The organism is Sphingomonas sp. PvP056, from assembly GCF_040549155.1.
Lineage (GTDB): Bacteria > Pseudomonadota > Alphaproteobacteria > Sphingomonadales > Sphingomonadaceae > Sphingomonas.
The window spans coordinates 134,406-159,979 of record NZ_JBEPST010000010.1; the positions used below are offsets into that span (position 1 = coordinate 134,406).

Annotated in this window: 35 protein-coding genes; 25 read left to right on the plus strand and 10 right to left on the minus strand. The window is 66.9% G+C overall.

The annotated features are described in order from the left end of the window. Nucleotides 1-6: 6 nt before the first annotated feature. Nucleotides 7-1,599, plus strand: coding sequence for a 1-hydroxycarotenoid 3,4-desaturase CrtD (crtD, locus tag ABIC17_RS19580; RefSeq protein ID WP_354284783.1), 1,593 nt, complete (start codon nucleotides 7-9; stop codon nucleotides 1,597-1,599). A gap of 44 nt (nucleotides 1,600-1,643) precedes the next feature. Then, nucleotides 1,644-2,432, plus strand: a complete 789-nt coding sequence (locus ABIC17_RS19585) for a carotenoid 1,2-hydratase family protein (protein ID WP_502958512.1) — start codon at nucleotides 1,644-1,646, stop codon at nucleotides 2,430-2,432. Here the strand turns inward: ABIC17_RS19585 and ABIC17_RS19590 are convergent. From ABIC17_RS19590 to ABIC17_RS19605, 4 genes are read right to left on the minus strand one after another with little or no spacing between them, the layout of a single operon-like run. Beyond that, a complete protein-coding gene (locus tag ABIC17_RS19590; protein ID WP_354284787.1) occupies nucleotides 2,379-2,579 on the minus strand; it encodes a hypothetical protein in 201 nt (66 codons plus the stop codon). The two genes, ABIC17_RS19585 and ABIC17_RS19590, sit on opposite strands and share 54 nt — an antisense overlap. After that, nucleotides 2,576-3,457, minus strand: coding sequence for an alpha/beta fold hydrolase BchO (gene bchO / locus ABIC17_RS19595; RefSeq protein ID WP_354284789.1), 882 nt, complete (start codon nucleotides 3,455-3,457; stop codon nucleotides 2,576-2,578). The genes ABIC17_RS19590 and bchO overlap by 4 nt, the downstream gene beginning before the upstream one ends. Then, a complete protein-coding gene (locus tag ABIC17_RS19600) occupies nucleotides 3,454-5,241 on the minus strand; it encodes a magnesium chelatase subunit D (protein ID WP_354284791.1) in 1,788 nt (595 codons plus the stop codon). The genes bchO and ABIC17_RS19600 overlap by 4 nt, the downstream gene beginning before the upstream one ends. Then, complete coding sequence (locus ABIC17_RS19605; RefSeq protein ID WP_354284793.1) at nucleotides 5,238-6,218, minus strand: magnesium chelatase ATPase subunit I; 981 nt, start codon at nucleotides 6,216-6,218, stop codon at nucleotides 5,238-5,240. Before ABIC17_RS19605 ends, ABIC17_RS19600 begins: the two co-directional genes overlap by 4 nt. A 77-nt stretch (nucleotides 6,219-6,295) precedes the next feature. Between ABIC17_RS19605 and ABIC17_RS19610 the strand changes: the two genes are divergently transcribed. Beyond that, nucleotides 6,296-6,766 (plus strand): TspO/MBR family protein, encoded by a 471-nt coding sequence (locus ABIC17_RS19610; RefSeq protein WP_354284795.1) that lies wholly within the window; start codon nucleotides 6,296-6,298, stop codon nucleotides 6,764-6,766. On the opposite strand, the gene ABIC17_RS19615 is transcribed toward ABIC17_RS19610, so the two are convergent. Next, a complete protein-coding gene (locus ABIC17_RS19615; protein ID WP_354284797.1) occupies nucleotides 6,744-7,391 on the minus strand; it encodes a tetratricopeptide repeat protein in 648 nt (215 codons plus the stop codon). The two genes, ABIC17_RS19610 and ABIC17_RS19615, sit on opposite strands and share 23 nt — an antisense overlap. A gap of 107 nt (nucleotides 7,392-7,498) precedes the next feature. Between ABIC17_RS19615 and ABIC17_RS19620 the strand changes: the two genes are divergently transcribed. From ABIC17_RS19620 to ABIC17_RS19650, 7 genes are all read left to right on the plus strand, one after another. Beyond that, nucleotides 7,499-7,624: a hypothetical protein gene (locus ABIC17_RS19620; protein WP_354284799.1), complete on the plus strand. Its 126-nt coding sequence runs from the start codon at nucleotides 7,499-7,501 to the stop codon at nucleotides 7,622-7,624. Then, nucleotides 7,621-8,091, plus strand: coding sequence for a dihydrofolate reductase (locus ABIC17_RS19625; RefSeq protein ID WP_354284801.1), 471 nt, complete (start codon nucleotides 7,621-7,623; stop codon nucleotides 8,089-8,091). Before ABIC17_RS19620 ends, ABIC17_RS19625 begins: the two co-directional genes overlap by 4 nt. A 107-nt stretch (nucleotides 8,092-8,198) precedes the next feature. Beyond that, nucleotides 8,199-9,371 carry a dipeptidase gene (locus tag ABIC17_RS19630; protein ID WP_354284867.1) on the plus strand — a complete coding sequence of 391 codons (1,173 nt, stop codon included), beginning with the start codon at nucleotides 8,199-8,201 and terminating at the stop codon, nucleotides 9,369-9,371. 33 nt (nucleotides 9,372-9,404) lie between these two features. Further along, nucleotides 9,405-10,337, plus strand: coding sequence for a bifunctional riboflavin kinase/FAD synthetase (locus tag ABIC17_RS19635; RefSeq protein WP_354284803.1), 933 nt, complete (start codon nucleotides 9,405-9,407; stop codon nucleotides 10,335-10,337). A gap of 169 nt (nucleotides 10,338-10,506) precedes the next feature. Next, a complete protein-coding gene (locus ABIC17_RS19640; protein ID WP_354284805.1) occupies nucleotides 10,507-10,830 on the plus strand; it encodes a glycine zipper 2TM domain-containing protein in 324 nt (107 codons plus the stop codon). Between the two features lie 93 nt (nucleotides 10,831-10,923). Next, on the plus strand, nucleotides 10,924-11,352 hold the full coding sequence (locus ABIC17_RS19645; RefSeq protein ID WP_354284807.1) for an OsmC family protein: 429 nt from the start codon (nucleotides 10,924-10,926) through the stop codon (nucleotides 11,350-11,352). 114 nt (nucleotides 11,353-11,466) lie between these two features. Continuing rightward, nucleotides 11,467-12,015 carry a glycine zipper 2TM domain-containing protein gene (locus tag ABIC17_RS19650; protein WP_354284809.1) on the plus strand — a complete coding sequence of 183 codons (549 nt, stop codon included), beginning with the start codon at nucleotides 11,467-11,469 and terminating at the stop codon, nucleotides 12,013-12,015. Nucleotides 12,016-12,075: 60 nt separating this feature from the next. Here ABIC17_RS19650 and ABIC17_RS19655 read toward each other — a convergent pair whose 3' ends face one another. Beyond that, on the minus strand, nucleotides 12,076-12,306 hold the full coding sequence (locus ABIC17_RS19655; protein WP_354284811.1) for a hypothetical protein: 231 nt from the start codon (nucleotides 12,304-12,306) through the stop codon (nucleotides 12,076-12,078). Between the two features lie 122 nt (nucleotides 12,307-12,428). Here ABIC17_RS19655 and crcB point away from each other — a divergent pair, with 122 nt between their 5' ends. The 6 genes from crcB to ABIC17_RS19685 all read left to right on the plus strand — a co-directional run bounded on the left by crcB (nucleotide 12,429) and on the right by ABIC17_RS19685 (nucleotide 16,291). Next, nucleotides 12,429-12,803 (plus strand): fluoride efflux transporter CrcB, encoded by a 375-nt coding sequence (crcB, locus tag ABIC17_RS19660; protein WP_354284813.1) that lies wholly within the window; start codon nucleotides 12,429-12,431, stop codon nucleotides 12,801-12,803. After that, nucleotides 12,800-13,924, plus strand: coding sequence for an RluA family pseudouridine synthase (locus ABIC17_RS19665; RefSeq protein WP_354284815.1), 1,125 nt, complete (start codon nucleotides 12,800-12,802; stop codon nucleotides 13,922-13,924). Before crcB ends, ABIC17_RS19665 begins: the two co-directional genes overlap by 4 nt. 40 nt (nucleotides 13,925-13,964) lie before the next feature. After that, a complete protein-coding gene (locus ABIC17_RS19670) occupies nucleotides 13,965-14,564 on the plus strand; it encodes an FMN-binding negative transcriptional regulator (protein ID WP_354284817.1) in 600 nt (199 codons plus the stop codon). A gap of 142 nt (nucleotides 14,565-14,706) precedes the next feature. After that, a complete protein-coding gene (locus tag ABIC17_RS19675) occupies nucleotides 14,707-15,381 on the plus strand; it encodes an HAD-IA family hydrolase (RefSeq protein ID WP_354284819.1) in 675 nt (224 codons plus the stop codon). Further along, on the plus strand, nucleotides 15,381-15,602 hold the full coding sequence (locus tag ABIC17_RS19680) for a hypothetical protein (protein ID WP_354284821.1): 222 nt from the start codon (nucleotides 15,381-15,383) through the stop codon (nucleotides 15,600-15,602). Before ABIC17_RS19675 ends, ABIC17_RS19680 begins: the two co-directional genes overlap by 1 nt. Beyond that, on the plus strand, nucleotides 15,599-16,291 hold the full coding sequence (locus ABIC17_RS19685) for an ATP12 family chaperone protein (RefSeq protein ID WP_354284823.1): 693 nt from the start codon (nucleotides 15,599-15,601) through the stop codon (nucleotides 16,289-16,291). Before ABIC17_RS19680 ends, ABIC17_RS19685 begins: the two co-directional genes overlap by 4 nt. Nucleotides 16,292-16,441: 150 nt before the next feature. On the opposite strand, the gene gmk is transcribed toward ABIC17_RS19685, so the two are convergent. From gmk to ABIC17_RS19705, 4 genes are all read right to left on the minus strand, one after another. Continuing rightward, the gene (gene gmk, locus ABIC17_RS19690; protein ID WP_354284825.1) at nucleotides 16,442-17,098 is read right to left on the minus strand and encodes a guanylate kinase; all 657 of its coding nucleotides are present in this window, start codon (nucleotides 17,096-17,098) and stop codon (nucleotides 16,442-16,444) included. Nucleotides 17,099-17,144: 46 nt separating this feature from the next. Further along, entirely contained in the window at nucleotides 17,145-17,369 is a 225-nt protein-coding gene (locus ABIC17_RS19695; RefSeq protein WP_354284827.1) for a hypothetical protein, read from the minus strand. A gap of 67 nt (nucleotides 17,370-17,436) precedes the next feature. Then, the gene (gene fumC, locus ABIC17_RS19700; RefSeq protein ID WP_354284828.1) at nucleotides 17,437-18,822 is read right to left on the minus strand and encodes a class II fumarate hydratase; all 1,386 of its coding nucleotides are present in this window, start codon (nucleotides 18,820-18,822) and stop codon (nucleotides 17,437-17,439) included. Between the two features lie 46 nt (nucleotides 18,823-18,868). Then, complete coding sequence (locus ABIC17_RS19705) at nucleotides 18,869-19,351, minus strand: SspB family protein (RefSeq protein ID WP_354284830.1); 483 nt, start codon at nucleotides 19,349-19,351, stop codon at nucleotides 18,869-18,871. A 71-nt stretch (nucleotides 19,352-19,422) separates the two neighbouring features. Between ABIC17_RS19705 and hisB the strand changes: the two genes are divergently transcribed. The 9 genes from hisB (at nucleotide 19,423) to ABIC17_RS19750 (ending at nucleotide 25,308) form a co-directional block, all read left to right on the plus strand. Then, nucleotides 19,423-20,010, plus strand: coding sequence for an imidazoleglycerol-phosphate dehydratase HisB (hisB, locus tag ABIC17_RS19710; protein ID WP_354284832.1), 588 nt, complete (start codon nucleotides 19,423-19,425; stop codon nucleotides 20,008-20,010). Between the two features lies 1 nt (nucleotide 20,011). Further along, nucleotides 20,012-20,326: a YciI family protein gene (locus tag ABIC17_RS19715; protein WP_354284834.1), complete on the plus strand. Its 315-nt coding sequence runs from the start codon at nucleotides 20,012-20,014 to the stop codon at nucleotides 20,324-20,326. Further along, nucleotides 20,323-20,928 (plus strand): imidazole glycerol phosphate synthase subunit HisH, encoded by a 606-nt coding sequence (hisH, locus tag ABIC17_RS19720; protein ID WP_354284836.1) that lies wholly within the window; start codon nucleotides 20,323-20,325, stop codon nucleotides 20,926-20,928. The genes ABIC17_RS19715 and hisH overlap by 4 nt, the downstream gene beginning before the upstream one ends. After that, the gene (hisA, locus tag ABIC17_RS19725) at nucleotides 20,925-21,659 is read left to right on the plus strand and encodes a 1-(5-phosphoribosyl)-5-[(5-phosphoribosylamino)methylideneamino]imidazole-4-carboxamide isomerase (protein WP_354284838.1); all 735 of its coding nucleotides are present in this window, start codon (nucleotides 20,925-20,927) and stop codon (nucleotides 21,657-21,659) included. Before hisH ends, hisA begins: the two co-directional genes overlap by 4 nt. A 247-nt stretch (nucleotides 21,660-21,906) precedes the next feature. Then, nucleotides 21,907-22,677: an imidazole glycerol phosphate synthase subunit HisF gene (gene hisF / locus ABIC17_RS19730; protein ID WP_354284839.1), complete on the plus strand. Its 771-nt coding sequence runs from the start codon at nucleotides 21,907-21,909 to the stop codon at nucleotides 22,675-22,677. A gap of 23 nt (nucleotides 22,678-22,700) precedes the next feature. Next, nucleotides 22,701-22,919: a hypothetical protein gene (locus ABIC17_RS19735; protein WP_354284841.1), complete on the plus strand. Its 219-nt coding sequence runs from the start codon at nucleotides 22,701-22,703 to the stop codon at nucleotides 22,917-22,919. 32 nt (nucleotides 22,920-22,951) lie between these two features. Then, nucleotides 22,952-23,275 carry a phosphoribosyl-ATP diphosphatase gene (locus ABIC17_RS19740; RefSeq protein WP_354284843.1) on the plus strand — a complete coding sequence of 108 codons (324 nt, stop codon included), beginning with the start codon at nucleotides 22,952-22,954 and terminating at the stop codon, nucleotides 23,273-23,275. A 12-nt stretch (nucleotides 23,276-23,287) separates the two neighbouring features. After that, nucleotides 23,288-23,665 carry a histidine triad nucleotide-binding protein gene (locus tag ABIC17_RS19745; protein WP_354284845.1) on the plus strand — a complete coding sequence of 126 codons (378 nt, stop codon included), beginning with the start codon at nucleotides 23,288-23,290 and terminating at the stop codon, nucleotides 23,663-23,665. A gap of 89 nt (nucleotides 23,666-23,754) precedes the next feature. After that, nucleotides 23,755-25,308, plus strand: coding sequence for an amino acid permease (locus tag ABIC17_RS19750; protein WP_354284847.1), 1,554 nt, complete (start codon nucleotides 23,755-23,757; stop codon nucleotides 25,306-25,308). Nucleotides 25,309-25,574: the final 266 nt, after the last annotated feature.

Below are 25,574 nucleotides of genomic sequence, written 5' to 3' on the forward strand. Positions count from 1 at the left end.
GGACGGATGGCAACGCAGGACAAGATCGTCGTCATTGGTGCCGGGATCGGTGGGCTGGTCAGCGCCGCTCTGCTCGCGGCGCGCGGCCTTGGGGTCACGGTCCTCGAAGCCGCCACCGCGCCGGGGGGCAAGATGCGCGAAGTCCAGACAGGCACGGGCCTGGACAGCGTGGCGATCGACGGTGGACCGACGGTCTTCACGCTGCGGCATGTGTTCGACGAGATTTTCGATCGTTGCGGGGCATCGCTCGACGACGCGCTGACGCTTGTCCCCGCGACGATCCTTGCGCGCCACGCATGGGGCACGGACCGGCTCGACCTGTTCGCCGACCCCGCCGCGAGTGAGGGCGCAATCGGTGACTTCGCCGGCGCACGCGAGGCGGAGGGATACCGGGCGTTTCGTGCCGAAGCGCGGCGGATCTTCGAAACGCTCGACCGCCCCTTTCTGCAGGCACCGCAGACCAATCCGCTCGGGCTGACATGGCGCATGGGCTGGCGCGGGTTTGCCGATCTCAACCGGATTCGTCCGTATGAAAGCCTGTGGCGCGCGCTCGGCGACCATTTCCGCGATCCGCGATTGCGCCAGTTGTTCGGTCGCTACGCGACCTATTGCGGCTCTTCGCCCTTCCGGTGCCCCGCGACGCTGATGCTGATCGCGCATGTCGAGGCATCGGGCGTGTGGCTGATCGACGGCGGCATGCACCAACTCACGCGTGCGCTCGAAGCGTTGGCGCTGCGCAACGGCGCGATCTTTCGCTACGCCGCGCCGGTCGCCGAAATGCTGGTCGAACATGGACGCGCGGCGGGGGTGGTGCTCGCATCGGGCGAACGGATCACGGCGCGGGCGGTGGTGTGCAACGCGGATCCCGCCGCGCTGGCAGCGGGTACGTTCGGCGCGGCGGTGCGACGCGCGGTCCCTGCCGTGCCCCTCAGGCGCCGCTCGTCCTCGGCGATGGTCTGGTGCGCGCGGGGTACCGCGAGCGGGTTCCCGCTGGTGCGGCACAATGTCTTCTTTTCGGGCGACTCGCGCGCAGAATTTGCGGCGCTTGCGGCGGATCGGCTCGCGCACGATCCGAGCGTCTATGTCTGCGCGCAGGATCGCGGCGCGGATGACGCGCGCGCAGGCGACGGCCCCGAACGCTGTCAGATCCCCGAACGCTTCCAGATCATCGTGAATGCGCCCCCCACCGGAGACACCCACCCCCTCACTCAAGCGGAGACGGACCAATGTACCCAGTCGATGCACGCAACGCTCAGCCGGGCCGGACTGACGCTGGATTTGCCGGCGCAAGCAACGGTGCTGACCACACCGGCCGACTTCGCCACCCTCTTCCCATCGACGGGTGGAGCCCTTTATGGACAGGCCTCGCACGGGTGGGCGGCGTCCTTCCGGCGCCCCGGCAGCCGGACGCGGATCCCTGGGCTCTATTGCGCGGGCGGGAGTACCCATCCGGGCGCGGGCGTCCCGATGGCGGCCTTGTCCGCCCGCCTAGCCGTCGACTCCCTGCTCAGGGACCACGCTTCGATGGCGCGGTCGCACCCGGTGGCTATGCCTGGTGGTATGTCGACGCGTTCAGCGCGGACCGTCGCTTCGGCCTGACGATCATCGCCTTCGTCGGGAGCGTCTTCTCGCCCTATTACAAGCTGTCGGGGCGGGCGCGGCCGGACAATCACTGCGCGATCAACGTAGCGTTGTGCGGTCCGCGCGGGGGTGCCTGGGCGATGACCGAACGCGCCGAGAAGCGCGTCCGGCGCGACGCCGATCATTTCGCGGTCGGGCCGAGCGCGCTGAGCTGGGACGGCGACACGCTGGTGATTGACATCGCCGAGATTTCCGCCCCGCTGCCTTATCCCGTGCGCGGGACGGTGCGGGTGCGGCCCGAGATGATCGGCACGACCGCCTTCGCGCTCGACCCCGATCTGCGCCACCGCTGGCACCCGGTCGCGCCGCGTGCCCGGGTCGAGGTCGACATGGTGCATCCGGGGATGCGCTGGTCGGGGGATGGGTACTTCGACTCGAACTTCGGCGATGAACCGCTCGAGGCGGGGTTCGACGACTGGCATTGGGCACGCGCGCATCTGAAGAATGACGTCGCGGTGCTGTACGAAGGGCGCCGCCGCAATGGCGATCCGTTCGACCTCGCGCTAAAGTTCGATCGGCAGGGGCGCTGGCACGATGTCGCGCCGCCGCCGCGCGTGGTGCTGCCGCGGACAGGCTGGCTGGTGCAGCGCGCGACTCGCGCCGATCCGGGATCGGTGCCCAGGGTCGCGAAGACGTGGATCGACGCGCCTTTCTACGCGCGTTCGGCGCTCGACACGCGGTTGTTCGGCGAGTCCGTGCGCGCGGTACATGAAAGCCTGTCGCTCGGGCGGTTCCGCTCACCGATCGTCCAGTCGATGCTCCCCTACCGGATGCCCCGCGCTTTCTGGTGAGTCGTCGGGTGGGGCGGCTTGCTTTGCCTTGTCCTTCGCGATCTCGCGATTGATCGACACGAGCTGCCAGACAATAAAAAGGACGGTCGGCACACCGACGATCGCCATGTCGAGCAAGGCAAACAGGTTGGCGTTCGAGGCGTTCATGCCGACGTCCCCTTCGCCGCGAAACCGCTGATCAGCGCTGCAATGTCGGCTGGCCGTTCCTCGTGCGCGAGATGGCCGAGCGCGGGCAACAGTTCGACTTGGCAGTCGGGGATCAGCGCCGCCGCGCCGTTCACCGATGACAGCGGGATCGCCGCATCCGCCGCACCGTGGATCAGCAGGCTCGGCACGCCGACCCGCGGCAGATCGCGCGCGAGCGCGTCGAGGTCCCACGCCGCCATCATCGTCAGCGCGCCCGCGACATGATCGGAGGTGGAGAACAGTCGTCGATAATATCCCACCCCGACGGGATCGATCCGCGACCCCGTCGCCCGGGTGACATAGCGCCCCGCATCCCCCGGCCCGCGCGCCAGCCCGGCAACGACATGCGGCGCGAACGGATTGACGAACAGCATTCGCGCAAGCGTCGGGAACAGTTTGGCCGCAAGTCCGGGGAACGGCATCAGCGCCGGGTTGAGCCCGACGAAGGCGCGCGGCCGGGCATGACCGTCAAGCACCATCCGCAACGCGATCGCCGCCCCCGCCGAGTGACCGACGAGCAGATCGGGCGTAAGGCCAAGCGTGCCGAGCAGATCGCCGACCGCACGCGCCATCGCGGGCATCGCCAGCCCGCCGACCGGACGCCCGGTAGTGAAGCCATGCCCCGGCAGGTCGGGCGCGACGACGGTGAAACGTTCGGCGAGCAACGGCGCGAGATCGCGCCAGCTATGCGTCGCGGCCCCCGTGCCGTGGAGCAGCAGCACCACCGGTCCCGCGCCCATCACCTGCACGTGCCAGCGGATGCGTGCGGTATCGACGAACCGGCTGCTTGCGTGATTGGGCCAGTCGCGCCCCTCGACCGACCAAGTCGCGCGGCTCATGCTGCCTGCACCGCACTGACCGCACGGTGCATCGCCGCGGCATCCGCGCGCGGCAACGGCAGGTAGCGCGCACCCATCGCCAGCGCGAGCCGTGCGCCTTCGGGGCGTGGCCGCGCGGATGTATCGACGAACGCCGCGCCGATCCCCGCCTGGCCGATCGCGCGCGCGGCCTGTTCGGCGTCTTGCTCGGCGCGCTCGCGTACTGCGCTGCCATCCAGCGCGATGTTGCCGCGCCCGTCGGTCAGCACGACGAGGAACGGCGTCCGCCCGCGCGCACGCGCTGCTTCGGCGAGCGTGCGCGCCGCCTCCAGCCCGGCGGCAAGCGGCGTCCCCCCGCCCCCCGGCAGTTCCGCCAATGCGCGGCGTGCGCGGGTGAGCGAGCGTGTCGGCGGCAGCAGCAGCTCCGCGCCGGCCCCGCGAAACGCGATGAGGGCGACCTGCGCGCGTTTGACGTAAGCCTGTGCAAGCAACAGCTCGACCGCACCCTTGGCTTCCGCCAGCCGCGCGACCGCCGCCGAGCCCGACGCATCGACCACGAAGATCGTCAGCGTTTCCGCACGCGTCTCGAACCGGCGAATGCGCAGGTCGTCGCGGCGGATGTGGACCGGTCCGTCCCCGCGCGCACGCAGTGCCTGCCACGGCGCGGCGGCGCGCAGCGTATCGATCAGGCTGAGCCGCAGGCCCCCGCGCGGCACTCCGGCGCGCGCGCCGAGCGGGCGCCCATGCAGGGGTGACTTGCGCCGCTCGCCCGCGCCACGCGCGCGCTTGCCGCCGCGTCTGCCGCGCCCGGCGGCAAGCTGCTCGAGGACGTCGCGCGGGAGCGTTGCGAGCGCGGCCTCGAGGATCATGTCTTCGGGGAGATCGGGGGTGGCCCGTTCCTCCTCGCTCGAGTCGCTCTCGGGCGGCGGCGGTGGATCACTGGCGTTGTCCGCCTCGAGTGGCGCAGGTAGCCGGGTTGCGCGCGCAGCGAGGACGAGGCGGACCGCGAGGATCAGATCGTCCGCGTCGATCGTCTCGCGCCCGGACAGCGCTGCGGCCGCGCGCGCAGCGCGGAGCGCAAACAACGGAGCGCGCGCGGACTCCACGCCCAGCGCGAGCGCGGTGGCCGCAAGGATCGCGTGCGGATCGATCGTGCTTCGCGATCCGGCATTGCGATCCTGCGCTTCATCCTTCCCCCCTTCGTCCTTCCCCGGCGAAGGCCGGGGCCCAGTCGCGCAGCGTTCGGTCATCGCGCGCTGCGCCATGCCCCCATCGTTCCTCGACTGGGCCCCGGCCTGCGCCGGGGAAGCGTCGACATCCAACACCCGGCACCCTGATAGATCGATCCGAAACGACAGCCGCTCCGCCAGCGCGGGCGGCACCGATTCGTCCTCCACCCCGTCGTCGAGCGCCACCACCGCGATCCGCACGGTCGCATCCTCCACCGCACCCGCGTCGAGCGCCGCCGCGATTCGTGCTGCGGTCGCATCGGTCATCCGTTCCGCCATCGGCAACACGACCAGCCCGCCGTCCGCCGCCGCCAGCACGCCGCGCTGACGCACCGGGCGACCCAGGGCGAGCGTCGCCCCGAGATCCAGCCCGCCTAACAGCGCGTCATCATCGACATGGACGGGAATCCGGCGCGACGGTGCGCCGTCGGGCAATCCGGCACGCAGCGCAGCAACTACTTGATCGCGCACTGCACCTCCGCCGCGCAGGATCAGCCCCCCCAGCCCGACCGGATCGACGGCACATAACCGCGCCGCCAGCAGTGCATCGTCCAGCGCCGATGGCGCGTCGCTCATGCCGCCGCCAGGTCTTCCAGTGCGCGCTCGATCCGCACGGTCGAGCCAGTCTCGTCGAGCACCCCGCGCCGCAACCGATGCCGCAGCGCCAGCGGCGCGATCCGCGCGATGTGCTCCGCGGTGACCGCCGACGCACCTTCCAGCGCGGCAAGCGCGCGACTGGCGCGCATCAAGGTCAGCTCGCCGCGCAACCCGTCCGCGCCGACCGTCATGCACAGCGTCGCCGCGCGCGCCAGCATAGCGTCGGGCACCACCACCGCCGACAGCCCGGCACGACCACGCGCGATCCGCTTGAGTGTCTTGCGTTCGGCGCTGCGCCACGTGTCCACAAAGGCGTCCGGCGTGCGTTCGAACGCATCGCAGCGTTTGAGGATCTCGATTCGGCTCGTCAGATCCTGCGGGGTGCGCACTTCGACCGACAGGCCAAAGCGATCGAGCAATTGCGGGCGCAACTCGCCTTCCTCGGGATTGCCGCTCCCGACCAGTACGAACCGCGCCGGGTGGCGCACCGACAATCCTTCGCGCTCCACCACGTTTTCGCCCGACGCCGCGACGTCGAGCAACAGGTCGACGATATGGTCCTCGAGCAGATTGACCTCGTCGATATACAGGAAGCCGCCGTTCGCGCGCGCAAGCAGGCCCGGCTCGAACGCCTTGACCCCCGCCCCCAGCGCGCGTTCGAGATCCAGCGCACCGACCACGCGATCCTCGGTCGCGCCGAGCGGAAGATCGACGAACGGCACCGGCACGGTCGCCTTGGCAGGCGGCGGTGGCATTCCTTCGGGATGATACCCCGCAAGCGCGGCGGGCATCGGCGGCAGCAACGCCGCCAATGCGCGTACGGCGGTCGACTTGCCCGTCCCACGATCGCCGAACACCATCACCCCGCCGATCCGCGGATCGACCGCCGCGATCAGCAGCGCGAGCTTCATCTCGTCCTGACCGACGATCGCCGAAAAGGGGAAGGCCCTGCCCATTGCTAATGTGTACCACGTACTTGACACGCGGCAAGTGGACACTGGCTATTCCCGGGCCGATGGACCATGAAATGCGGATGAACCCGCTTTATGTATCCGGCGCAGGTGCGATCGTGCTGCTCGTCGTCGGCGGTCTCGCGACGCCGATCGGTTCCTGGTATCACGATCTGCGCAAACCGAGCTGGCAACCGCCCAACTGGCTGTTCGGTCCCGCATGGACGATCCTGCTGGGGCTGGCGGCATGGTCGGCGGCGATCGCCTGGACCGCCGCACCGGATGCAGCCGGACGCCGCGCGGTCGTCATTTTGTTCTCGGTCAACGCGCTGTTCCATTTCCTGTGGAGCCCGCTGTTCTTCGCGCTGCGTCGGCCGGACTGGGCGCTGGTCGAGGTCGTTTTTCTATGGGCATCACTGGTGGCGCTGCTGGTCGGGCTTGCGCCGATCTCTGCGTTCGCCGCCTGGCTGATCGTGCCGTATTTCCTGTGGGTCAGCTTTGCCGCCGCGCTCAACCGGGCGATCGTCCGGCTCAACGCGCCGTTCGGGCAGTAGATCGGTTCGTCGTCATCCGCGCGAACTGGTCGACTGCGGCAATCCGTTCGGCAATGTCACCGCGATAAGGCGCATCCTTCGGCGTCACGGCCAGCGCATAGCTCCAATACGGGCGTGCCGCCGCAACGTCTCCGGCATCGACATACGCCATTCCCAGAAAGAAAGCGGGCCCGGGCGTGTCCGGCGCAAGCGTCACCGCGCGGCGGAACGCAAACTTGGCGGCAGGCGACACGGCATGGTCGTGCAGCGACACCACATACCCCAGTTCGGTCCATAGCGCGGCATCGTCAGGACGCATCATGAGGTCGTGCAGCAGTCCCTGTGCCGCGGCGTGGGTGTCCCCCATCCCTACTCGTCCGTCCGCACTGGCCAGCGCCAAAACGTCCTGTTGTCCCGGCAGGAACACCGCATTGCGGAACGCAACCATGCCGGGATCGACCATGATCGGCGCGCTTTGAGCGCGAATGGACGTCCCCGGCTGATGCCGGGCGCTCTGGAAGACGAAGCCCGTTGCCCCGAGCATCAACGCTGCCCCGACCAGCGTCCATAAGGACCGTCCGATACCGCACCACCACAGCAGCGCCGCGGTCGCCATTCCCACCACCCCGAGCGTCACGAGATTCATCGCAGCACGTCCCAAGAATGCGTCGGCCGGATACAGCCCCGGTCTCGAGCCCCGCGCCCGAGCCAGGACATTTCGACACCGCTGAGTCATACGCGGTTGATGGCCCGATGGCTATCCACCGCCAGCGCATCGCCCCCGATCCAGGGGTCGACCCCAACGCGCGTGGTCCGCTAAGACCGCAGCAGGAGGACCGTGGGATGATCGAGACACGCAAGACGATGGCGACGCGATGATCACGCTGATCCTGGCGCGCGCCATCAACGGGGTAATCGGTCGCGACGGCGCGCTGCCGTGGCATCTTCCTGCCGATCTCAAGCGCTTCAAGGCGCTGACGATGGGCAAGCCGATGATCATGGGGCGCAAGACATTCGACAGCTTTCCCGCGCCGCTCCCCGGACGACGCCATATCGTGCTGACACGCGACCCTGCCTGGCGTGCGGACGGGGCAGAACCTGTCGACAGCGTGGAAGCGGCGATTACGTCCGCCGGCGAGGGCGAGATCATGGTGATCGGCGGGGCGGAAGTGTTCGCGCTATTCGAGCCCCGCGCAGACCGGATCGAACTGACCGAGGTCCATGCAGCACCTGATGGGGACGCAGTGGTCCCGCGCTACACGGGTTGGCGCGAGAGTGCGCGCTACGACCATCCCGCGATCGATACGCGCCCGGCATACAGCTTCGTCACCCTCGCAAGATCCTGAGACCCAACGGGCTTGTCCCAGCAGCCTGCGCACCGCATACCGGGTGGGTGACCGGACCCGGCATCGCTGATGCCGCATGAAGTCCAGCATTTTGGAGAGCGATGGTGATGCGCAAAGTCCTGGGAGCCGTGGTGGTCCTCGCCACGCTTGCCGTGGTCCTGTTCTTCACGCTGGCTCCGGGTATGATCGAGCGTAGCATGAACCGCGTCGCGCCGGTCGCATTGCGCATCACACCGCAGGCGCGGGCATTGCACGCGCGATTGCCTGTTGCCGACATGCACGCCGATACCTTGCTGTGGAAACGCAGCCTGCTCGATCGCTCCGGGCAAGGACAGGTGGACGTGCCACGGCTGCTGGCGGGCAATTATGCGCTGCAGGTGTTCTCGTCGGTTACCAAGACGCCAGAACACCAGAATTACGATTCGAACCCCGCCGATACGGACAATATCACCGCCCTGACGATCGCCGAACTGCAGCCGCCGCGCACCTGGGACTCGCTGTTGCAGCGCTCGCTATGGCATGCACAGAAGCTCGATCGCTACGCTGCTGCGTCCAACGGGCAATTGCGCGTGATCCGTTCTGCCGCACAATTCGATCGCCTGCTCGCCGACCGGATCGAAGGCGCGAAAGTGGTCGGCGCAATGCTGTCGATCGAGGGGTTGCAGGATCTTGAGGGTAAGCTCGCCAATCTCGATGTGCTGCATGGCGCGGGCTTTCGCATGGCCGGGCTGACCCATTTCTTCGACAATGACGTCGCGGGATCGATGCACGGTGAGCGCAAGGCGGGCCTCACCCCGCTGGGACGACAGGTCGTGCGGCGGATGGAAACGCTCGGGATGATCATCGACGTCGCGCATTCGAGCCATGCGACGATCGCCGAAGTGCTCGCGATGGCGCGCCGTCCGGTGGTCGCCAGCCACGGCGGCGTACAGGCGACGTGCAAGGTCAACCGCAATCTGACCGACGGCGAGATCCGCGGAATCGCGCGGACCGGCGGAGTGATCGGCATCGGCTATTGGGATGCCGCGATCTGTTCGACCCGGCCCGAGGCGGCGGCAGCGGCGATCCTGCATGTGCGCAATCTGGTCGGCGTCGATCATGTGGGTCTTGGGTCCGATTTCGACGGGGCCGTCACGACCGGGTTCGATTCGGCCATGGTCGTCGCGATCACGCAGGCGTTGCTCGATCGCGGGTTCAGCGAAGCGGAAATCGCCAAGGTGATGGGGGGCAACGTGCTACGCGTGATCCACGCCGGGATCGTCCCGAACGAACCCGCCTAGCGCAGCCGCTTTACCGCGCTTATAGGCCGGTCCATGGAGCGGCTCGACGGCAGCTCGGCGGTTCCGGAGCGCTTGCGCGGCGGGATCATCGCGCTTGGTAATTTCGATGGATTTCACCTTGGGCATCAGGCCGTGGTCGGCCGTGCGGTCGAACGCGCGCGTGCTGAGGGTCGTCCGGCACTGGTCGGCACGTTCGATCCGCATCCGATCCGTCATTTCGTCCCCGACAGTGCGCCGTTCCGGCTGACCACGCTCGACCAGCGGCAGCGCCTGTTCGCGGACGCCGGGGCGGATGCGATGGTGGTGTTCCACTTCGACACCGCGCTGGCCGCGCTGACGGCGGATGCCTTCATCGAGCAATTGCTGATCGACTCGATCGGGATCGCGGGAGCAGTCACCGGCGAAGACTTCACTTTCGGCAAGGGCCGTAGCGGCTCGGTCGCGGTGCTCCGCGCCGCCGGCGCGACACGCGGTTTCTCGGTCGACACGGTCGCCCCCGTAACGCTGGACGATGCACCGGTTTCGTCCAGCCGTATCCGTGCCTTGCTCCAGCAAGGCGATCCGCGCGGTGCTGCGCGCCTGCTCACGCGTCCCTTCGCGATCGAGGGCATCGTGCAGCATGGTGACAAACTCGGCCGGACGATCGGCTATCCGACCGCCAATCTCGACATGGGCCACTATGTCCGCCCCACTTACGGCATCTACGCGGTCCGCGGCCGCCTGGCCGATGGGCGGATCGTGGATGGGGCCGCCAACCTCGGCATCCGCCCGAGCTTCGATCCGCCCAAGGAACTGCTCGAACCGTTCTTCTTCGATTTTTCCAGCGATCTGTACGGACAAGCGATCGAGGTCGCGTTGATCGATTATCTGCGTCCGGAAGCCAAGTTCGATACGCTCGATGCGCTCACGACGCAGATGGATGCCGACTGCGCGCGGGCCAGACAGTTGCTCAAGACAGCGCGCTGATCCTGTAACGCCAAGGTTTCGTTGGACGTTTTGAAGTAATCCCACCCTCGCCCGAGACCCTGCACGTTGCTGAACGCGCGGTTGTTTCAGGTTCATGCAACGTTGCTAGAACAGCGATCGTTCCTGCTGTGGAATTGATCCAAGCACGATGTAACTGGGAGATACTTTCATGCGTACGTTCTTGATGGCCCTCAGCGCCGCCTCGCTCGCGATCCCCGCAACCATGGCGTTCCCGACCGCAGAGGCCAGCGCGCGCGACCATCATCGCCGTTATTCCCCGCGTGTCTACGAGGGCCGTGACGGTCGCCGCTATTGCCGCCACTCGGACGGCACGACCGGCCTGCTCGTCGGCGGTGTCGGCGGTGCATTGCTCGGCAACCAGATCGCCGGCCGCGGCGACAAGACGCTCGGCACGGTGCTTGGTGGCGTGGCGGGTGCGTTCGGCGGACGCGCGATTGATCGCGCCAGCACGGCGGATCGTCGCTGCCGCTAACCGCGCGTCCCTCGCGACCCTATATGCAGCGCGGGCCCCGACGGGCCCGCGCTTTTTTCATGTCCAGATTTCTGGTCCAGACGGAGAATGACGATGACGACACGTAGCGGATCGGCCACGTACGAAGGCCTCGGCAAAGACGGCAAGGGTCATGTCTCGACGCAGACGGGCGTCCTGTCGAATGCGCAATACGGCTTCGGCAGTCGTTTCGAGGAAGGTACCGGCACCAACCCCGAGGAACTGATCGCCGCTGCGCACGCGAGCTGCTTCACGATGGCGCTGAGTTTCGCGCTTGCGAAAGCCGGCTTCACCGACGGCAAGCTCGAGACCACCGCCAAGGTGACACTCGACAAGGACGGGGATGGTTTCACCATCACCAAGTCGGCGCTGGACCTCAAGGCGACGATCGAAGGCATTGATCCGGCACAGTTTGAGGAGATCGCAGCAGGCGCGAAGGCCAACTGCCCCGTCTCCAAGCTGCTTAACGCTGAGATTACATTAACCCATTCTCTTAACGCCTGATTTTTCTTACGTTTGCGTGAACGATTGGTAGTTTCCGGTTCACGCAACTTCGGCGCATGGGATGAGTTCTGTATTCCGATCCACACTATGGATTGGTTCAAGGAGCTCATCCCAATGCGCAATTTCATTCTGGCAGCGGCCATCGCGGCAACGACGCTGACCGCCATTCCGGCAGTCGCCCAGAACAACCCCAACCGCGAATACCGACAGGACGTCCGCGACGCCCGGCAGGACTATCGCCGCGACCTACGAAATGCGGACTCGCGCGCCGATGTCCGCGATGCGCGCCAGGATTACCGCCGCGACGTGCGCGACGCGCAGCGCGATCGTAACCGGGATTGGCGCCAGTATCGCAACTACGACTACAACCGGTTCGAGGGCGGGCAGCGTGCCTATTATGCCGAGAATTATTACCGCGACGGGCAGTATTACCAGCCACGCCGCCTGACGCGGAACGACCGTATCTATCGTGGTCGCGACAATCGCTATTATTGCCGCCGTGGTGACGGCACGACCGGTCTGATCATCGGCGGTCTGGCGGGCGGTGCGCTCGGCAACACGATCGCGGGCGGCGGTTCGCGCCTGCTGGGCACGCTGATTGGTGGCGGCGCGGGTGCGTTGCTCGGCCAGTCGGTCGATCGCGGCAACGTCGTCTGCCGCTGATCTAGCGGAATGTCCAAAAGGGCCCGGTGCGCAAGCGCCGGGCCTTTTGCGTGTGCGGGTTTAGAGCAACCCGCCGCCAAGCATCAGCCGGATTGCCGCGACGATCAGCACGAAGATGTTGAAGTTCCGACCGCTCTTATGCCCGGACAGCATTCCGATCACGGCACCGACGACGGCGATCGGGATCGCCAGATAATTGGCAATGCCGAAGAACGGCACCAGTCCGACGAGCGCCACCGGCAAGGCCAGCAGGCCGAACAGAACCGAGATAATGTTGAAGATCATTCCCATGACGTGAACATGACGTCGCGACGCTCCGTGTGCAAGGTGTGGCGGTACCCGTCCGATGCGACCGAAACGCGTTTCTCAGCCGCGGGGTGACGCACGGCTGATTCCGCGCTAACGCAGCCGCAATGATTCAGCTTTTTCTCGTCATGGTCGGCGGTGCCTTCGGTACCGCGGCGCGCTATCTCGTCGGACGCGGCGCGGTGGCGGCGTTCGGCCCGATGTTTCCCTACGGTACGCTCGCGGTCAACGTGATCGGCGGGTTCGCGATGGGCGTGCTCGCAGGCGTGCTTGCGCGCATCGGCGGGAATGAGAACACGCGACTCCTGCTCGGTGTCGGCGTGTTGGGCGGATTCACCACTTTCTCCTCGTTCTCGCTCGAGGTCGTGACGATGGTCGAGCGGGATGCGTGGGCAACCGCGCTCGGCTACGTCCTGGCGTCCGTCCTCGGCGCGGTGCTGGCGCTGTTCGCCGGCCTTTGGCTTACCCGGATCGCAGCATGACAACCAAGACACCCGACAAGACGAGCGGCAAGGCGACCAGCGACGTTCGCCAGTTCAGCGTGGGGCCCGACGATGACGGGATCCGGCTCGACCGCTGGTTCAAGCGGCATTTGCCCGACACGAGCTACACCACCGTCGCCAAATGGGCGCGCACCGGGCAGCTTCGCGTCGACGGCGCGCGCGCCAAGCCGGGCGACCATGTCGTCACCGGCCAGGCGATCCGCGTTCCCCCGGCGGAACCGATCCGCGTCGATGCCCCGCTAAAGCGCGAACGCCCGCCGCTCAGCGACGACGAGATCACCTTCGCGCAGGAAATGGTGATCCACCGCGACGCGCAGGCGATCGTCCTCAACAAGCCCCCCGGTCTCGCGACGCAGGGGGGAACCAAGACGATCGAGCATGTCGATGGCTTGCTCGATGCGCTGCAGGACGATCTCGATGGGCGCCCCAAGCTGGTCCACCGGCTCGACAAGGATACGTCGGGCGCGTTGCTGATCGCACGGACCACGCGCGCGGCGGCGTATTTTGCCAAGTCCTTCTCCTCGCGCACCGCACGCAAAACCTATTGGGCGCTGGTCGTCGGCGTGCCGTCGATCGAAGACGGCATGATCGAACTGCCGATCGCCAAGCAACCCGGCACGGGTGGCGAGAAGATGCACGTCGACGAGAAGGAAGGCAGCCCCGCGCGTACGCGGTATCGCGTGATCGAGATGGCGGGCACGACGACCGCCTGGCTCGAGCTGATCCCGCACACTGGTCGCACGCATCAGTTGCGCGTCCATCTCGCGGCGATCGGGCATCCGATTGTCGGCGACGGCAAGTACGGCGGGCAGGCCGCGTTCCTCACCGGCAACATCAGCCGCAAGATGCACCTCCATTCGCGCCGGATCCGGATCGATCATCCCGATGGCGGCGAGATCGACGTCCAGGCCGAACTGCCGACGCATTTCGCCGAGAGCCTCAAGCAACTCGGGTTCGACGAGATGCTCGGCAACACGATGCCGCTCGAATCGCCCCCGCCGCCCAGCCGCGAAGTGAAGAAGCAGCAGGCGCGCCAGCACGCCAAGACCTACCGCAAGGATCGCAAGGGCGAACGGCGGCGGCGCGGTTCGGCGACGTGAGCGGAGGCGGACGTCCGCGCGCAATGGCGCCGCTCGGCTGATGCACCCCGACCCCGCGTTCCGTTGGGAGGATCGCGTGGCGATGCGCGCGCTGGTCAGCGAACTGAGCCTCGGCGCGCTGTTCTGCGGGACACCGGACGGGCCACGCGTCGCGCATGTCCCGGTCGTCTGGAACGACGACGATACGCTTGCCTTCCACGTGTCCCGCGGCAACGGAATCGCGCGTCATCTGGATGGCGCGACCGGGTTGTTCGTCGTGCAGGGCCCGGACGGGTACATCAGCCCGGACTGGTACGGACTAGGCCCCGATCAGGTGCCGACGTGGAATTATGTCGCGGTCGAGCTCGAAGGGAAGATTACCCGCACCGGACACGATGCGCTGGTCGAGCAGGTCGACCGGGTCGCGGCAGCACAGGAGCAACGATTGACGCCCAAGGCGCCCTGGACGCGCGACAAGATGGACCAGGCGCGCTTCGACGGGATGACGCGCGGGATCATCGGGTTCACGCTGACCGTCCAGGCATGGCGCGGGACGCTCAAGCTCGGGCAAAACAAGCCCGAAGCCGCGCGGCTAGCGGCAGCGGATGGCGTCGAGGCGGCGGGTCGGCGCGGGATCGCGCATTGGATGCGGAACGTATGATGGGCGGCCGGTCCTACCCCCTTGCGCCCTTCCCCGGCGCAGGCCGGGGCCCAGTTGCGCCGTCCATCGGCATCGAACGCAGCATGCGCCCCATCCGCCAGCACGACTGGGCCCCGGCCTTCGCCGGGGAAGGAAATACTCTATGACAGCCCCAATCTCTCCCGCCCGCCTTGCGCTGTTCGATTGCGACGGCACGCTGGTCGACAGCCAGGACAATATCTGCCGATCGGTCGAGGAAGCCTTCGCCGGCGTCGGCCTCGTCGCGCCGGACCGCACCGCCATCCGCCGGATCGTCGGGCTGAGCCTCGTCGAAGCGATGGAAATGCTGCTGCCCGACGCCGAGGCGAAGCTCCACCAGGCCTTGGCCGACGATTACAAGGCGGCGTTCTTCCGGATGCGGACCTCGGGCGCGATGAGTGCGGAACCGCTGTATGATGGCATCCTCGATGTGCTCGATCATCTCGCGGCGGACGGCTGGATGCTGGGCGTCGCGACCGGCAAGTCCGATCGCGGGCTTGCGCATATCTTGGCGCATCACGGGATCGCTGCGCATTTCATCACGCTGCAGACCGCCGACCGCCACCCGTCGAAGCCGCATCCCTCGATGATCGAGACGGCCATGGCCGATGCAGGCGCGACTCCGGAGACGACCGTGATGATCGGCGACACGAGTTACGACATGCTGATGGCCCGCGCCGCGGGAACGCGTGCGCTGGGTGTTGCCTGGGGCTATCACCCCGCCGACGAACTGACCGCAGCGGGTGCCCATGCGGTCGCGCCTACGGTGCGTTCGCTGCCCGCGCTGATGGAGAAATGATGAGCGATCCCGACACGACCGCGCGCAACCGCTATTTCCTGATGGCAGGCTCGCGCCTGCTCGGCGTGGCGGGCGCGCTGCTCGGGCTGTTCCTGATCGCGCGCGGCGATGCGACCGAACCCAAGGCGGTTGGCACCGCGCTGGTGATTTCCGCGCTGCTGCTGATCGCGATCGTTCCGCGTGCGCTCGCGCGGCGCTGGCGGACGCCGCCGCAGCCATGAAGCGGTTCTGGAAAACGGTCGTTATCGACGACCAGCGCGGCATCCGGCTCGACGATCGCCCGGTCCGCACGCCGGGGCGAGTCGCGCTCGCGCTGCCGACCGATGCGCTGGCGCAGGGGGTTGCCGACGAATGGCGTGCGATCGGCGAGGGCGAGGAGATCGACCCACGCGCGATGCCGCTGACCGGTCTGTCAAACGCCGCGATCGACCGGGTCGGTGCCGATCGGGCGCTGTTTGCCGCGGGCCTGGCGCAATATGGCGAAAGCGATCTGCTCTGCTACCGCGCCGATTCCCCCGACGATCTGGTCGCGCGGCAGGCGGCAGCGTGGGATCCGCTGCTCGACTGGGCGCGGACGCGGTATGACGTGCACATCGAAGTCGCTACGGGGATCCTGCATCGCTCGCAGCCAGACCAGACGCTGGCCCGCCTAAGCGATGCAATTGCGGCACGCGATGCGTTCGAACTGGCGGCCTTGTCGCCGGTCGTCACCATCGGGGGTTCGCTGATCGCGGCACTGGCGCTCGCCGAACGCGCGGCGACGGCAGAACAGTTATGGGACGCGATCACGCTCGACGAGGAATATCAGGCCGAACGCTGGGGCCGCGATCCATTGGCCGAGGCTGGCATCGCCGCGCGGCGGCGCGATTTTGGTGCAGGCGTGCGGATGCTGGAGTTGCTGGCAGGCTGATTGCGCTGCGGCCTGCCCCCACCGTCATCCCCGCGGAGGCGGGGATCCATACTGGCTGACGGCGCAGTACACGACGGACGGCGCTAATGGATTCCCGCCTACGCGGGAATGACGGCACGGGGAAAGGAAACACCAAACCCCAACCGGTGCTTACTTCTCGGGCAACCGCCGAATGAACCCGATCATCCCGCGCTGGCGTGAGCGCTTCAGGCGTTCAGCGGTCAGGATCGTCTGGACGCACTCGTAACAGTCATCCAGATCATCGTTGACCAGCACATAATCATAGCCGTCCCAGTGGCTCACCTCGGCGAGCGCACGGTCCATGCGGCGATCGATGACCTCCTGCGAATCGGTAGCGCGCTTCTCGAGCCGGTCGCGGAGTGTCTTCAACCCCGGCGGCAGAATGAAAACGCGCACCACATCGCCGCCCGCCAGCTGGAACAATTGCTGCGCTCCTTGCCAGTCGATGTCGAACAGAATGTCCTGTCCGTGCTCTAAATCCTTGAACACCGTGTCGCGCGGCGTGCCGTAGCGTTCATCGAACACGCGCGCCCACTCGAGGAACTGGTCGTCTTCCGCCATATTACGGAAGGTTTCCTTGTCGACGAAGTGATAGTCGCGTCCCTCGACTTCGCCTTTTCGCATCGGGCGAGTCGTATAGGACACCGACATCTTGAGCTTGTTACGCTCTTCCTTCAGCAGGCGGTTGGCGATCGTCGACTTGCCCGCGCCCGAAGGCGAGGACAGGACGAACATCAATCCGCGGCGTTTGAAGTTCTTTGGCTGGGAGGAACGATGGTCGGGCATGGCCGCTAGTGGCGCGCACGCCCGGAGGCGTCAACCCATCGGTCGCTCAGCGGCGTACGGGTTCGTCCGTGCCGAACACTTCGTCCTTGAGCTTGCCGATGCCGCGCAGCACGAACCAGCCGGTCGCGAAGGTCAGCGCGAGCGGGATCACCGCGGTGACGACCTTGGCCGCGATCGCGCCGCCGATCGCGCCGTCGAGGTTGCTGTCGTCGCCGTCGGAACCGTCGATGGCCGCGCCGATGGCCGCGCCGATAAGGGTCGTTACGCTCATGATGATCTCCTTTGGTGCTACGTAGCGCGCGGGCGAAGAGATGGTTCCCCGCCCGCGTCCGCCCACGTCACACCATGGTTTCGGGCCGCACCAGCCGGTCGAAGGTCGCATCGTCGACCAATCCGAGCGCACGGCCTGCCTCGCGGAGCGTCAGGCCCTCGTGGTGCGCATGCTTGGCGATCTTGGCGGCATTGTCGTAGCCGATCTCGGGGGCGAGCGCGGTGACGAGCATCAGCGAGCGATCGACCAGCTCGGCGATTCGCGTCTCGTCGGGTTCGATCCCCTCGACGCAGCGCTCCGCGAAGCTCTCCATCGCGACCGCGAGCAGGTCGATCGAGCGGAGCAACGCGGCACCCAGCATCGGCTTGAAGACGTTCAGTTCGAGATGACCCTGCATTCCGCCGATCGTGATCGCCTGATGATTGCCGATGACCTGCGCGGCGACCATCGTCAGCATCTCGCACTGGGTCGGATTGACCTTGCCGGGCATGATCGAGCTGCCCGGCTCATTCTCGGGCAGGTGCAATTCGCCCAGCCCCGAGCGCGGGCCGGAGCCCAGCAGGCGGATATCGTTGGCGATCTTCGTCAGCGCGACCGCCAGCGTGTTGAGCGTGCCCGACAGCTGGACGATCGGGTCGTTCGACGCCAGCGCCTCGAAGGCGTTCTCGGCGGGATGGAACGGCAAGCCGGTAATCGTCGCGATCGTCGCACAAACGGCGGTCGCGAAGCCCTCCGGTGCGTTGAGGCCGGTGCCGACCGCGGTGCCACCTTGGGCAAGCCGGTTGGTGCCGTGGGTGACGGCGGGCTCGATCCGGCGGCGGCAGCGGTATAACTGGTTGGCGTAAGCCGAAAATTCCTGGCCGAGCGTGATCGGCGTCGCGTCCTGGAGATGCGTCCGGCCGATCTTGACGATCCCGCTCCACGCGCTTGCCTTGGCGTCCAGCGCGGCCTGCAGCCGGTCGAGGGCGGGGAACAGCCGCTCGACCACGCCGATCGACGCGGCGATGTGCAAAGCGGTTGGAAAACTGTCGTTCGACGACTGGCTTTTATTGACGTGATCGTTCGGGTGGACCGGCGTTTTGCCGCCGCGTGTGCCGGTTAATTGCTCGTTTGCGCGCCCCGCGATCACCTCGTTGAGGTTCATGTTGGTCTGCGTGCCCGACCCGGTCTGCCAGATCACCAGCGGGAACTGGTCGTCGAGCTTGCCCGCCGCAACCTCCGCCGCCGCCGCGTTGATCGCGTCGGCGATGCCGCCGTCGAGCCCGTGGTCACGGTTGACCCGCGCGGCGGCCTGTTTGACGATCGCCAGCGCGTGGACGATCGCGAGCGGCATCCGCTCGGTCGCGGGGAAGGGAAAATTCTCGATCGATCGCTGGGTCTGTGCGCCCCAATAGGCGCTTGCCGGAACCTCGACGGGGCCGAGCGAATCGGTTTCGGTGCGGGTGTCGTTCATCGCCAGTCTCCAACGCCCCCGCTCCCATCAGCGGGGACCGGACGGCTCATTTCTTCCGTTTGAAATCAACGGCGACGACGTTCGATCCATCCTCGATCGGAGTCGCGGTCGGGCCGTCATTCTCGGCTTCCTCATGCGGCTCGGGGCCTTCGGGACCCTCTGCAGCCTGGAAACGCAGCTCGAAATTGACCGCGGGATCGTGGAAACCGGTGATCGCCGAATAAGGAATGACCAGTTTGGACGGCACCTGGTTGAAGCTCAAGCCTACCGAGAACTTGGTCTCGTCGACCAGCAGATCCCAATAGCGGTTCTGCATGACGATCGTCATCTCGTCGGGGAAGCGCTCCATCAGCCGGGTCGGAATGTCGACACCCGGCGCCTGCGTCTTGAAGGTGATGTAGAAATGATGCTCGCCGGGCAAGCCGCCGCTTTCTGCGACCGAACCGAGAACACGGCCGACCACGGCACGCAGCGCTTCCTGGACGATATCGTCGTAGGGAATCAGGCTATCGGGAAGACCATCACTCATGCGCCCTTGGGTAGCGCCCTTTGGTCCCCGGTCAAGATTGCACGGGTGCAAAGAAGCGTTATGGGAAGGCCATGCGCATCGCCACCATCAGCCGCCGTACCAGCGAAACCTCGATCGACGTCACCGTCAACCTCGACGGAACCGGGCGTTTCAACGTCTCGACCGGGGTCGGGTTTTTCGATCACATGCTCGAGCAACTCTCGCGCCATTCGTTGATCGACATGGACATCAAGACCGTCGGCGACTTGCACATCGACCAGCATCATACGGTCGAGGACACGGGGCTCGCGATCGGCGAAGCGGTGCTCAAGGCATTGGGCGAGAAGCGCGGAATTCGCCGCTACGCCGATGCGCTGTCGCCGATGGACGAGACGCTGACTCGCGTGGCGATCGATATCTCGGGCCGGCCGTATCTGGTATGGAAGACCGAATTCTCGCAGAAGCGCCTCGGCGAGATGGATACCGAGATGTTCGAGCATTTCTTCCACTCGTTCGCGCAGACTTCGGGCGTCACGCTGCACATCGAGACGCTTTACGGCAGCAATAATCACCATATCGCCGAAGCCGCGTTCAAGGGCGTCGCGCGCGCTTTGCGGGAAGCGGTCGAGATCGACCCGCGCAAGGCCGATGCGATCCCGAGCACCAAGGGGACACTCTGACATGGCCACTTCGTTTCGCGCCGAGGGGCCGCTGTGCCTGATCATCGTTGAATACGGCCCGTCGATCGAGGCGATCGATGCGCAGTTGAAGGATCATGTCGCCTGGCTCGAGAAGGGCTTCGCCGAGGGCGTGTTCCTCGTCGCTGGACGGCAGGATCCGCGCACCGGCGGCGTGATCGTCACGCGCGGTCGCAAGGCCGAGGCGGAGGCGCTCGCCGCGACCGATCCGTTCATCACCAGCGGGGTCGCGACCGCACGAGTCATCCAGTTCAACGCGAGCTTCGCCGCACCCGAGATCGCGGCGCTGCTGGCATGACGCTCGCGCTGATCGATTATGGCGCGGGCAACCTCCATTCGGTCGCCAATGCGCTCAAGGCGGCGGGCAGCAGCGACATCCTGATCACCGCCGATGCGGATGCGGTCGCCACGGCCGACCGGATCGTCCTTCCGGGCGTCGGTGCGTTCGCCGCCTGCGCTGCCGCCTTGCGCGCGGTGCCGGGAATGGTCGCGGCGCTCGAACAGCGTGTGCGCGGCGACGGGGTGCCATTCCTCGGGATTTGCGTCGGGATGCAGTTGATGGCGGAGACGGGCGAGGAACATGGCACGCACGCCGGACTTGGCTGGGTCCACGGGACGGTGCGCCACCTGACCCCCGACGATGCGACCGCCAAGGTGCCGCACATGGGGTGGAACGACGTGGTGCCGAGCCGGGATCACCCATTGATCGTGCCGGGGGAAGCCTATTTCCTCCATTCCTACGGCTATGAAGGTGACGACGTGATCGCGGGCACCGACCATGCCGGGCCGGTCACAGCGGCGATCGGACGCGACAATATGCTCGGCGTGCAATTCCATCCCGAAAAGAGCCAACGCTATGGGCTCGATTTTCTCACCCGCTTCTTGAGCTGGAAACCATGAGCCTGATCGTATTCCCCGCCATCGACCTCAAGGGAGGCCAGGTCGTCCGCCTCGCCGAGGGCGATATGGACCGCGCCACCGTCTATGGCGACGATCCCGCCGCGCAGGCGATGCTGTTCGCGCAGGCCGGCGCGGAGCATTTGCACGTCGTCGATCTCGACGGCGCGTTTGCAGGAGAATCGGTCAATGGCGACGCGGTGCGTGCGATCGTTTCGCAATTCCCGGGGCATGTGCAGCTTGGCGGCGGAATCCGCGACCGTGCTGGGATCGAACGCTGGTTCGATCTTGGCGTGTCGCGCGTGGTGATCGGCACAGCGGCGCTCGAGAACCCGGAGCTGGTGCGTGAGGCTGCGCGCGATTTTCCGGGCGGGATCGTCGTCGCGGTCGATGCGCGCGACGGGTTCGTCGCGACCAAGGGCTGGGCGGATGTCTCTACGGTCGAGGTGATCGACATGGCGCGGCGGTTCGAGGATGCGGGCGTGGCTGCGCTGCTCTTCACCGATGTCGGGCGCGACGGGATGCTCAAGGGCTGCAACGTCGAGGCGACGGTCGATCTGGCACGGGCTGTGCGGATTCCGGTGATCGCGAGTGGCGGGGTCAAGGGGATCGCGGAGATTCACGTGCTGGCTTTGCATAACCGTGATGGGGTGGAGGGCGTGATTACGGGCCGCGCGTTGTATGACGGGCGGCTGGATCTGGCCGCGGCGCTGGCTGTGGCGGGGGCGGCGTGAGGGGGGCAATGCTTCTCCCTCTCCCCGCTTGCGGGGAGAGGGTCGGGGAGAGGGGCAGTATCGGGCGCGGCGCTGCTGGTCTGCCCCACCCCAACCCCTCCCCTGAAGGGGAGGGGCTTTTTAGTGCGCGCAACATACTCATCCCCCTCCCCTTCAGGGGAGGGGCTAGGGGTGGGGCTGTGTCTCACCGAGAGGCTGGCCTGCTGGACTCGCGAACCCCTCACCTGACGGCAAAGGGCCTTTCGGCATGACCGTCCGCGCGCGCGTCATTCCCTGCCTCGATGTCGCGAACGGGCGCGTCGTGAAAGGCGTCAATTTCGTCGAACTGCGCGATGCGGGTGACCCCGTCGAACAGGCGCGCGCTTATGATGCGGCGGGGGCGGACGAGCTTTGCTTCCTCGACATCACCGCGAGCCATGAGGCGCGCGGGACGATCCTCGACGTCGTGCGCCGCACCGCCGAGGTATGCTTCATGCCGCTGACCGTCGGCGGCGGGGTCGGATCCGTCGCGGATGCGCGCGCGCTGCTGCTCGCGGGTGCGGACAAGGTCGCGGTCAACAGCGCGGCGGTCGCGCGGCCCGAGCTGGTCGGCGACATGGCGGACCGCTTCGGCAGCCAGTGCGTCGTCGCCTCGGTCGATGCGCGGCGCGTACCGGACGGCTGGGAAGTCTTCACCCACGGCGGCCGGCGCGCGACCGGGATCGACGCGGTCGCGCACGCGCTGCGGCTGGCGGAGCTGGGCGCGGGCGAATTGCTCGTCACTTCGATGGACCGTGACGGGACGCGCGGCGGCTATGATCTCGAGCTGATTCGCACGATCGCGGACCAGGTCCGCGTACCGGTCGTCGCGAGCGGCGGCGTCGGCGGGCTGGACGATCTGGTCGCGGGAATCGCGGAGGGGCACGCAAGCGCCGTGCTCGCGGCGTCGATCTTCCACTTCGGCGAGTCGAGCATTGCGGAGGCGCATGCGGCGCTGGCGGCGGCGGGCATTCCCGTGCGGCGGCCGGTGGCGGGGTGAGGCCTCCGTTCCAACGCCCCCTATTGGACCCCCGCTTTCGCCGGGGTGGTACGGTAGGGGCGGTTGCCATCGTACTCGTTGGATGGACGACCCAGGCGCTCGCCACCCCACCCGGCAGTGTACCCCCGCGCCCCGGCCTCACGCCGATCGAACTCGCGCTGCTCGTTGCCGCGGCGTTCGGTGTGTTCCTCATCCGCCGCGCGTTGCGCAAACGCTTCCTGAAGCGCCCACCCAAGGATTGACGCGCGCGCGCGGTTGCGCCAGCCCCGATCCCATGGCCGACGATATCCTCGACACGCTCGCCGCGACGATCCTTGCCCGCAAGGATGCCGACCCCGCGACCTCCTACACCGCCAAATTGCTCGGCAAGGGCCGCCGCAAGATTGCGCAGAAGGTCGGCGAGGAAGCGGTCGAGACCGTGATCGCTGCGCTGACTGAGGATAAATCGGCGCTGATCGGCGAGGCGACCGATCTGGTCTTCCACCTGCTCGTGCTGCTCGCGGATTGCGACGTGACGCTCGACGATATCCGCGCCGAGATCGCGCGGCGCGAAGGGGTGTCGGGGATCGACGAAAAGGCCGCGCGCAAGAAGAATTGAGAGGAAGCCCCCATGCCCGTCGACGCCACCCTGCCCTATGACGACCAGAACGTCTTCGCCAAGATCCTGCGCGGCGAGATCCCGGCCAAGCGTTTGTACGAAGACGATTTCGCAATCGCCTTCCCCGACATCAACCCGCAAGCACCGACGCACATCCTGGTAATCCCCAAGGGCGCCTATGTTTCGTGGGACGATTTCAGCGCACGCGGCTCCGACGCGGAAATCGCAGGCTTCGTCCGCGCGGTCGGCACGGTCGCGCGCGATGCGGGGCTGGTCGCGCCGGGGTATCGGCTGCTCGCCAACGCCGGGACCGATTCGATGCAGGAAGTCCCGCATCTCCACGTGCATATCTTTGCCGGTCGCGCGCTCGGGCCGTTGCTCGCACGCTAAGCCTCTTGCGCGAGGGTAATTTGCAGCTAGGCTCGCGCACAATCATTGCGCGGCGACAGACCGCGCACATCCCCAGGGGAAGTCACCGCATGCTATTTGGGCGTATCAAGTCTCTCGACGCCATTCTTGCGACAGCCGAAAAGAAGTCGCTGCACCGCTCGCTCGGGTGGTTCCAGCTGACCTTGTTCGGGATCGGCTGTGTCATCGGCACCGGCATCTTCGTTCTGACCGCCGCGGGCGCGCAAAAGGCCGGTCCCGGCCTGATGCTCGCCTTCGCCATCGCCGGCGCGATCTGCATCGTCGCCGCATTGTGCTACGCGGAAATCGCCGCGATGATCCCGGTCGCCGGGTCCGCTTATACTTATACCTATGCCTCGATGGGCGAATTTCTCGCCTGGACGGTCGGCTGGGCATTGATCCTCGAATATGCGGTCGCCGCCAGTGCGGTCGCGGTCGGCTGGTCGGGATATTTCTCGGGCACGATCCTGCAACATACGTTCGGGATACATCTGCCACCGTTCCTTGCGGCGGGGCCGCTTGCGCTCGGCGGCGCGCCGGGCGGGTTCATCAACCTTCCCGCGGTGGCGATTTCGCTGCTGGTGACGTGGCTGTTGGTGATCGGGACGAGCGAGAGCGCCAAGGTCAATGCGGTGCTGGTGATGATCAAGATTGCCGCGCTGCTGGTGTTCATGTTCCTGACCGTGCCGCGGATCGACGCTGCGCAGTTCAACCCGTTCCTGCCCGCGGGCCTGTTCGGCGGATTCGGCACCGGCGTCGGTGCGGTCGGCGCGGCGGCGACGATCTTCTTCGCATACGTCGGGTTCGATTCGGTCTCGACCGCTGCGGAAGAAACCAAGGATCCGCAGCGCAACGTGCCGATCGGGCTGATCGGCAGCCTGCTGTTCTGCACGATCTTCTACATCGTCGTCGCGGCGGGTGCGATCGGCACGATCGGCGGCCAGCCGATCATGGGGCCGAACGGTATCCCCTTCCCCACTGGCTCCGAAGAACTCGCGCGGCAGTGCACGATGGCGATCCATGCCGACAAGCTGGTTTGTTCTAACGAGGCGCTCGCGCACGTGCTGCGCCAGATCGGGTTCGGTCCGGTCGGCAACATGCTGGGCTATGCGGCGTTCATCGCGCTGCCGTCGGTGATCCTGGTGCTGCTGTTCGGCCAGACGCGCATCTTCTTCGTGATGAGCCGCGACGGGCTGCTGCCGGCGGCGTGGAGCAAGGTCCATCCTAAGTGGAAGACCCCGCATATCGTCACGATGATCACGGGCGTCGCGGTGTCGTTTGCGGCGGCGTTCCTGCCGGTCGGGCAGCTGGCGGATTACGCCAATGCCGGGACGCTGTACGCGTTCATGATGGTCGCGATCGCGCTGCTGGTGCTGCGCAAGGTGCAGCCCGAGCGCAAGCGCGCGTTCCGCACACCGTTCGCCTGGGTGGTTGCGCCGCTGACGATCGTCGGGTGCCTGTTCCTGTTCTTCAACCTGCCGCTGATCGCGATGCTGGTGTTGCCGGGTTGGGGGCTGCTCGGGTTGCTGATCTATTTCCTCTATAGCCGGCAGCGTAGCCATGTCGGGCGCGGGATCGATGATCCGGAAGAAGCCGAACTGGCGGGGATGCCGCCGCCGCGGTGATTTTCGCGGGTTGCGGATATGAGAAAGGCCGGGGAGCGATCCCCGGCCTTTTTTGTATTCTAAGCCCCTCCCCTTCAGGGGAGGGGTTGGGGGTGGGGCGTGCCTCGCAGAGAGCGATGTTCTGCTGGACTGGGCCCCCCCCCCCCCCCCCCCCCCCCGGGGGGGGGGGGTGGGGGGGGGCGGCCCCCCCCCCCCCCCCCCCCCCGCGGGGGGGGGAATCACAACAACAGGGGCCGTGGGGGGGGGCCCCGCCCCCCCACCCACCC

Bases quoted from the DNA above. Each gene is read 5' to 3' on its own strand.
- ABIC17_RS19745 (WP_354284845.1), top strand. From the start codon at position 23,288: ATGCCCGTCGACGCCACCCTGCCCTATGACGACCAGAACGTCTTCGCC.
- ABIC17_RS19630 (WP_354284867.1), top strand. From the start codon at position 8,199: ATGCGCAAAGTCCTGGGAGCCGTGGTGGTCCTCGCCACGCTTGCCGTG.
- fumC (WP_354284828.1), bottom strand. From the start codon at position 18,822: ATGAACGACACCCGCACCGAAACCGATTCGCTCGGCCCCGTCGAGGTT.
- ABIC17_RS19610 (WP_354284795.1), top strand. From the start codon at position 6,296: ATGAACCCGCTTTATGTATCCGGCGCAGGTGCGATCGTGCTGCTCGTC.
- ABIC17_RS19740 (WP_354284843.1), top strand. From the start codon at position 22,952: ATGGCCGACGATATCCTCGACACGCTCGCCGCGACGATCCTTGCCCGC.
- ABIC17_RS19695 (WP_354284827.1), bottom strand. From the start codon at position 17,369: ATGAGCGTAACGACCCTTATCGGCGCGGCCATCGGCGCGGCCATCGAC.
- ABIC17_RS19685 (WP_354284823.1), top strand. From the start codon at position 15,599: ATGAAGCGGTTCTGGAAAACGGTCGTTATCGACGACCAGCGCGGCATC.
- ABIC17_RS19675 (WP_354284819.1), top strand. From the start codon at position 14,707: ATGACAGCCCCAATCTCTCCCGCCCGCCTTGCGCTGTTCGATTGCGAC.
- ABIC17_RS19600 (WP_354284791.1), bottom strand. From the start codon at position 5,241: ATGAGCGACGCGCCATCGGCGCTGGACGATGCACTGCTGGCGGCGCGG.
- hisH (WP_354284836.1), top strand. From the start codon at position 20,323: ATGACGCTCGCGCTGATCGATTATGGCGCGGGCAACCTCCATTCGGTC.
- hisA (WP_354284838.1), top strand. From the start codon at position 20,925: ATGAGCCTGATCGTATTCCCCGCCATCGACCTCAAGGGAGGCCAGGTC.
- ABIC17_RS19645 (WP_354284807.1), top strand. From the start codon at position 10,924: ATGACGACACGTAGCGGATCGGCCACGTACGAAGGCCTCGGCAAAGAC.
- ABIC17_RS19590 (WP_354284787.1), bottom strand. From the start codon at position 2,579: ATGAACGCCTCGAACGCCAACCTGTTTGCCTTGCTCGACATGGCGATC.
- ABIC17_RS19670 (WP_354284817.1), top strand. From the start codon at position 13,965: ATGCACCCCGACCCCGCGTTCCGTTGGGAGGATCGCGTGGCGATGCGC.
- ABIC17_RS19615 (WP_354284797.1), bottom strand. From the start codon at position 7,391: ATGAATCTCGTGACGCTCGGGGTGGTGGGAATGGCGACCGCGGCGCTG.
- ABIC17_RS19625 (WP_354284801.1), top strand. From the start codon at position 7,621: ATGATCACGCTGATCCTGGCGCGCGCCATCAACGGGGTAATCGGTCGC.
- ABIC17_RS19620 (WP_354284799.1), top strand. From the start codon at position 7,499: ATGGCTATCCACCGCCAGCGCATCGCCCCCGATCCAGGGGTCGACCCC.
- ABIC17_RS19705 (WP_354284830.1), bottom strand. From the start codon at position 19,351: ATGAGTGATGGTCTTCCCGATAGCCTGATTCCCTACGACGATATCGTC.
- ABIC17_RS19655 (WP_354284811.1), bottom strand. From the start codon at position 12,306: ATGGGAATGATCTTCAACATTATCTCGGTTCTGTTCGGCCTGCTGGCC.
- ABIC17_RS19635 (WP_354284803.1), top strand. From the start codon at position 9,405: ATGGAGCGGCTCGACGGCAGCTCGGCGGTTCCGGAGCGCTTGCGCGGC.
- crtD (WP_354284783.1), top strand. From the start codon at position 7: ATGGCAACGCAGGACAAGATCGTCGTCATTGGTGCCGGGATCGGTGGG.
- hisB (WP_354284832.1), top strand. From the start codon at position 19,423: ATGCGCATCGCCACCATCAGCCGCCGTACCAGCGAAACCTCGATCGAC.
- ABIC17_RS19640 (WP_354284805.1), top strand. From the start codon at position 10,507: ATGCGTACGTTCTTGATGGCCCTCAGCGCCGCCTCGCTCGCGATCCCC.
- ABIC17_RS19665 (WP_354284815.1), top strand. From the start codon at position 12,800: ATGACAACCAAGACACCCGACAAGACGAGCGGCAAGGCGACCAGCGAC.
- bchO (WP_354284789.1), bottom strand. From the start codon at position 3,457: ATGAGCCGCGCGACTTGGTCGGTCGAGGGGCGCGACTGGCCCAATCAC.
- hisF (WP_354284839.1), top strand. From the start codon at position 21,907: ATGACCGTCCGCGCGCGCGTCATTCCCTGCCTCGATGTCGCGAACGGG.
- ABIC17_RS19750 (WP_354284847.1), top strand. From the start codon at position 23,755: ATGCTATTTGGGCGTATCAAGTCTCTCGACGCCATTCTTGCGACAGCC.
- ABIC17_RS19605 (WP_354284793.1), bottom strand. From the start codon at position 6,218: ATGGGCAGGGCCTTCCCCTTTTCGGCGATCGTCGGTCAGGACGAGATG.
- ABIC17_RS19715 (WP_354284834.1), top strand. From the start codon at position 20,012: ATGGCCACTTCGTTTCGCGCCGAGGGGCCGCTGTGCCTGATCATCGTT.
- ABIC17_RS19650 (WP_354284809.1), top strand. From the start codon at position 11,467: ATGCGCAATTTCATTCTGGCAGCGGCCATCGCGGCAACGACGCTGACC.
- crcB (WP_354284813.1), top strand. From the start codon at position 12,429: ATGATTCAGCTTTTTCTCGTCATGGTCGGCGGTGCCTTCGGTACCGCG.
- gmk (WP_354284825.1), bottom strand. From the start codon at position 17,098: ATGCCCGACCATCGTTCCTCCCAGCCAAAGAACTTCAAACGCCGCGGA.
- ABIC17_RS19680 (WP_354284821.1), top strand. From the start codon at position 15,381: ATGAGCGATCCCGACACGACCGCGCGCAACCGCTATTTCCTGATGGCA.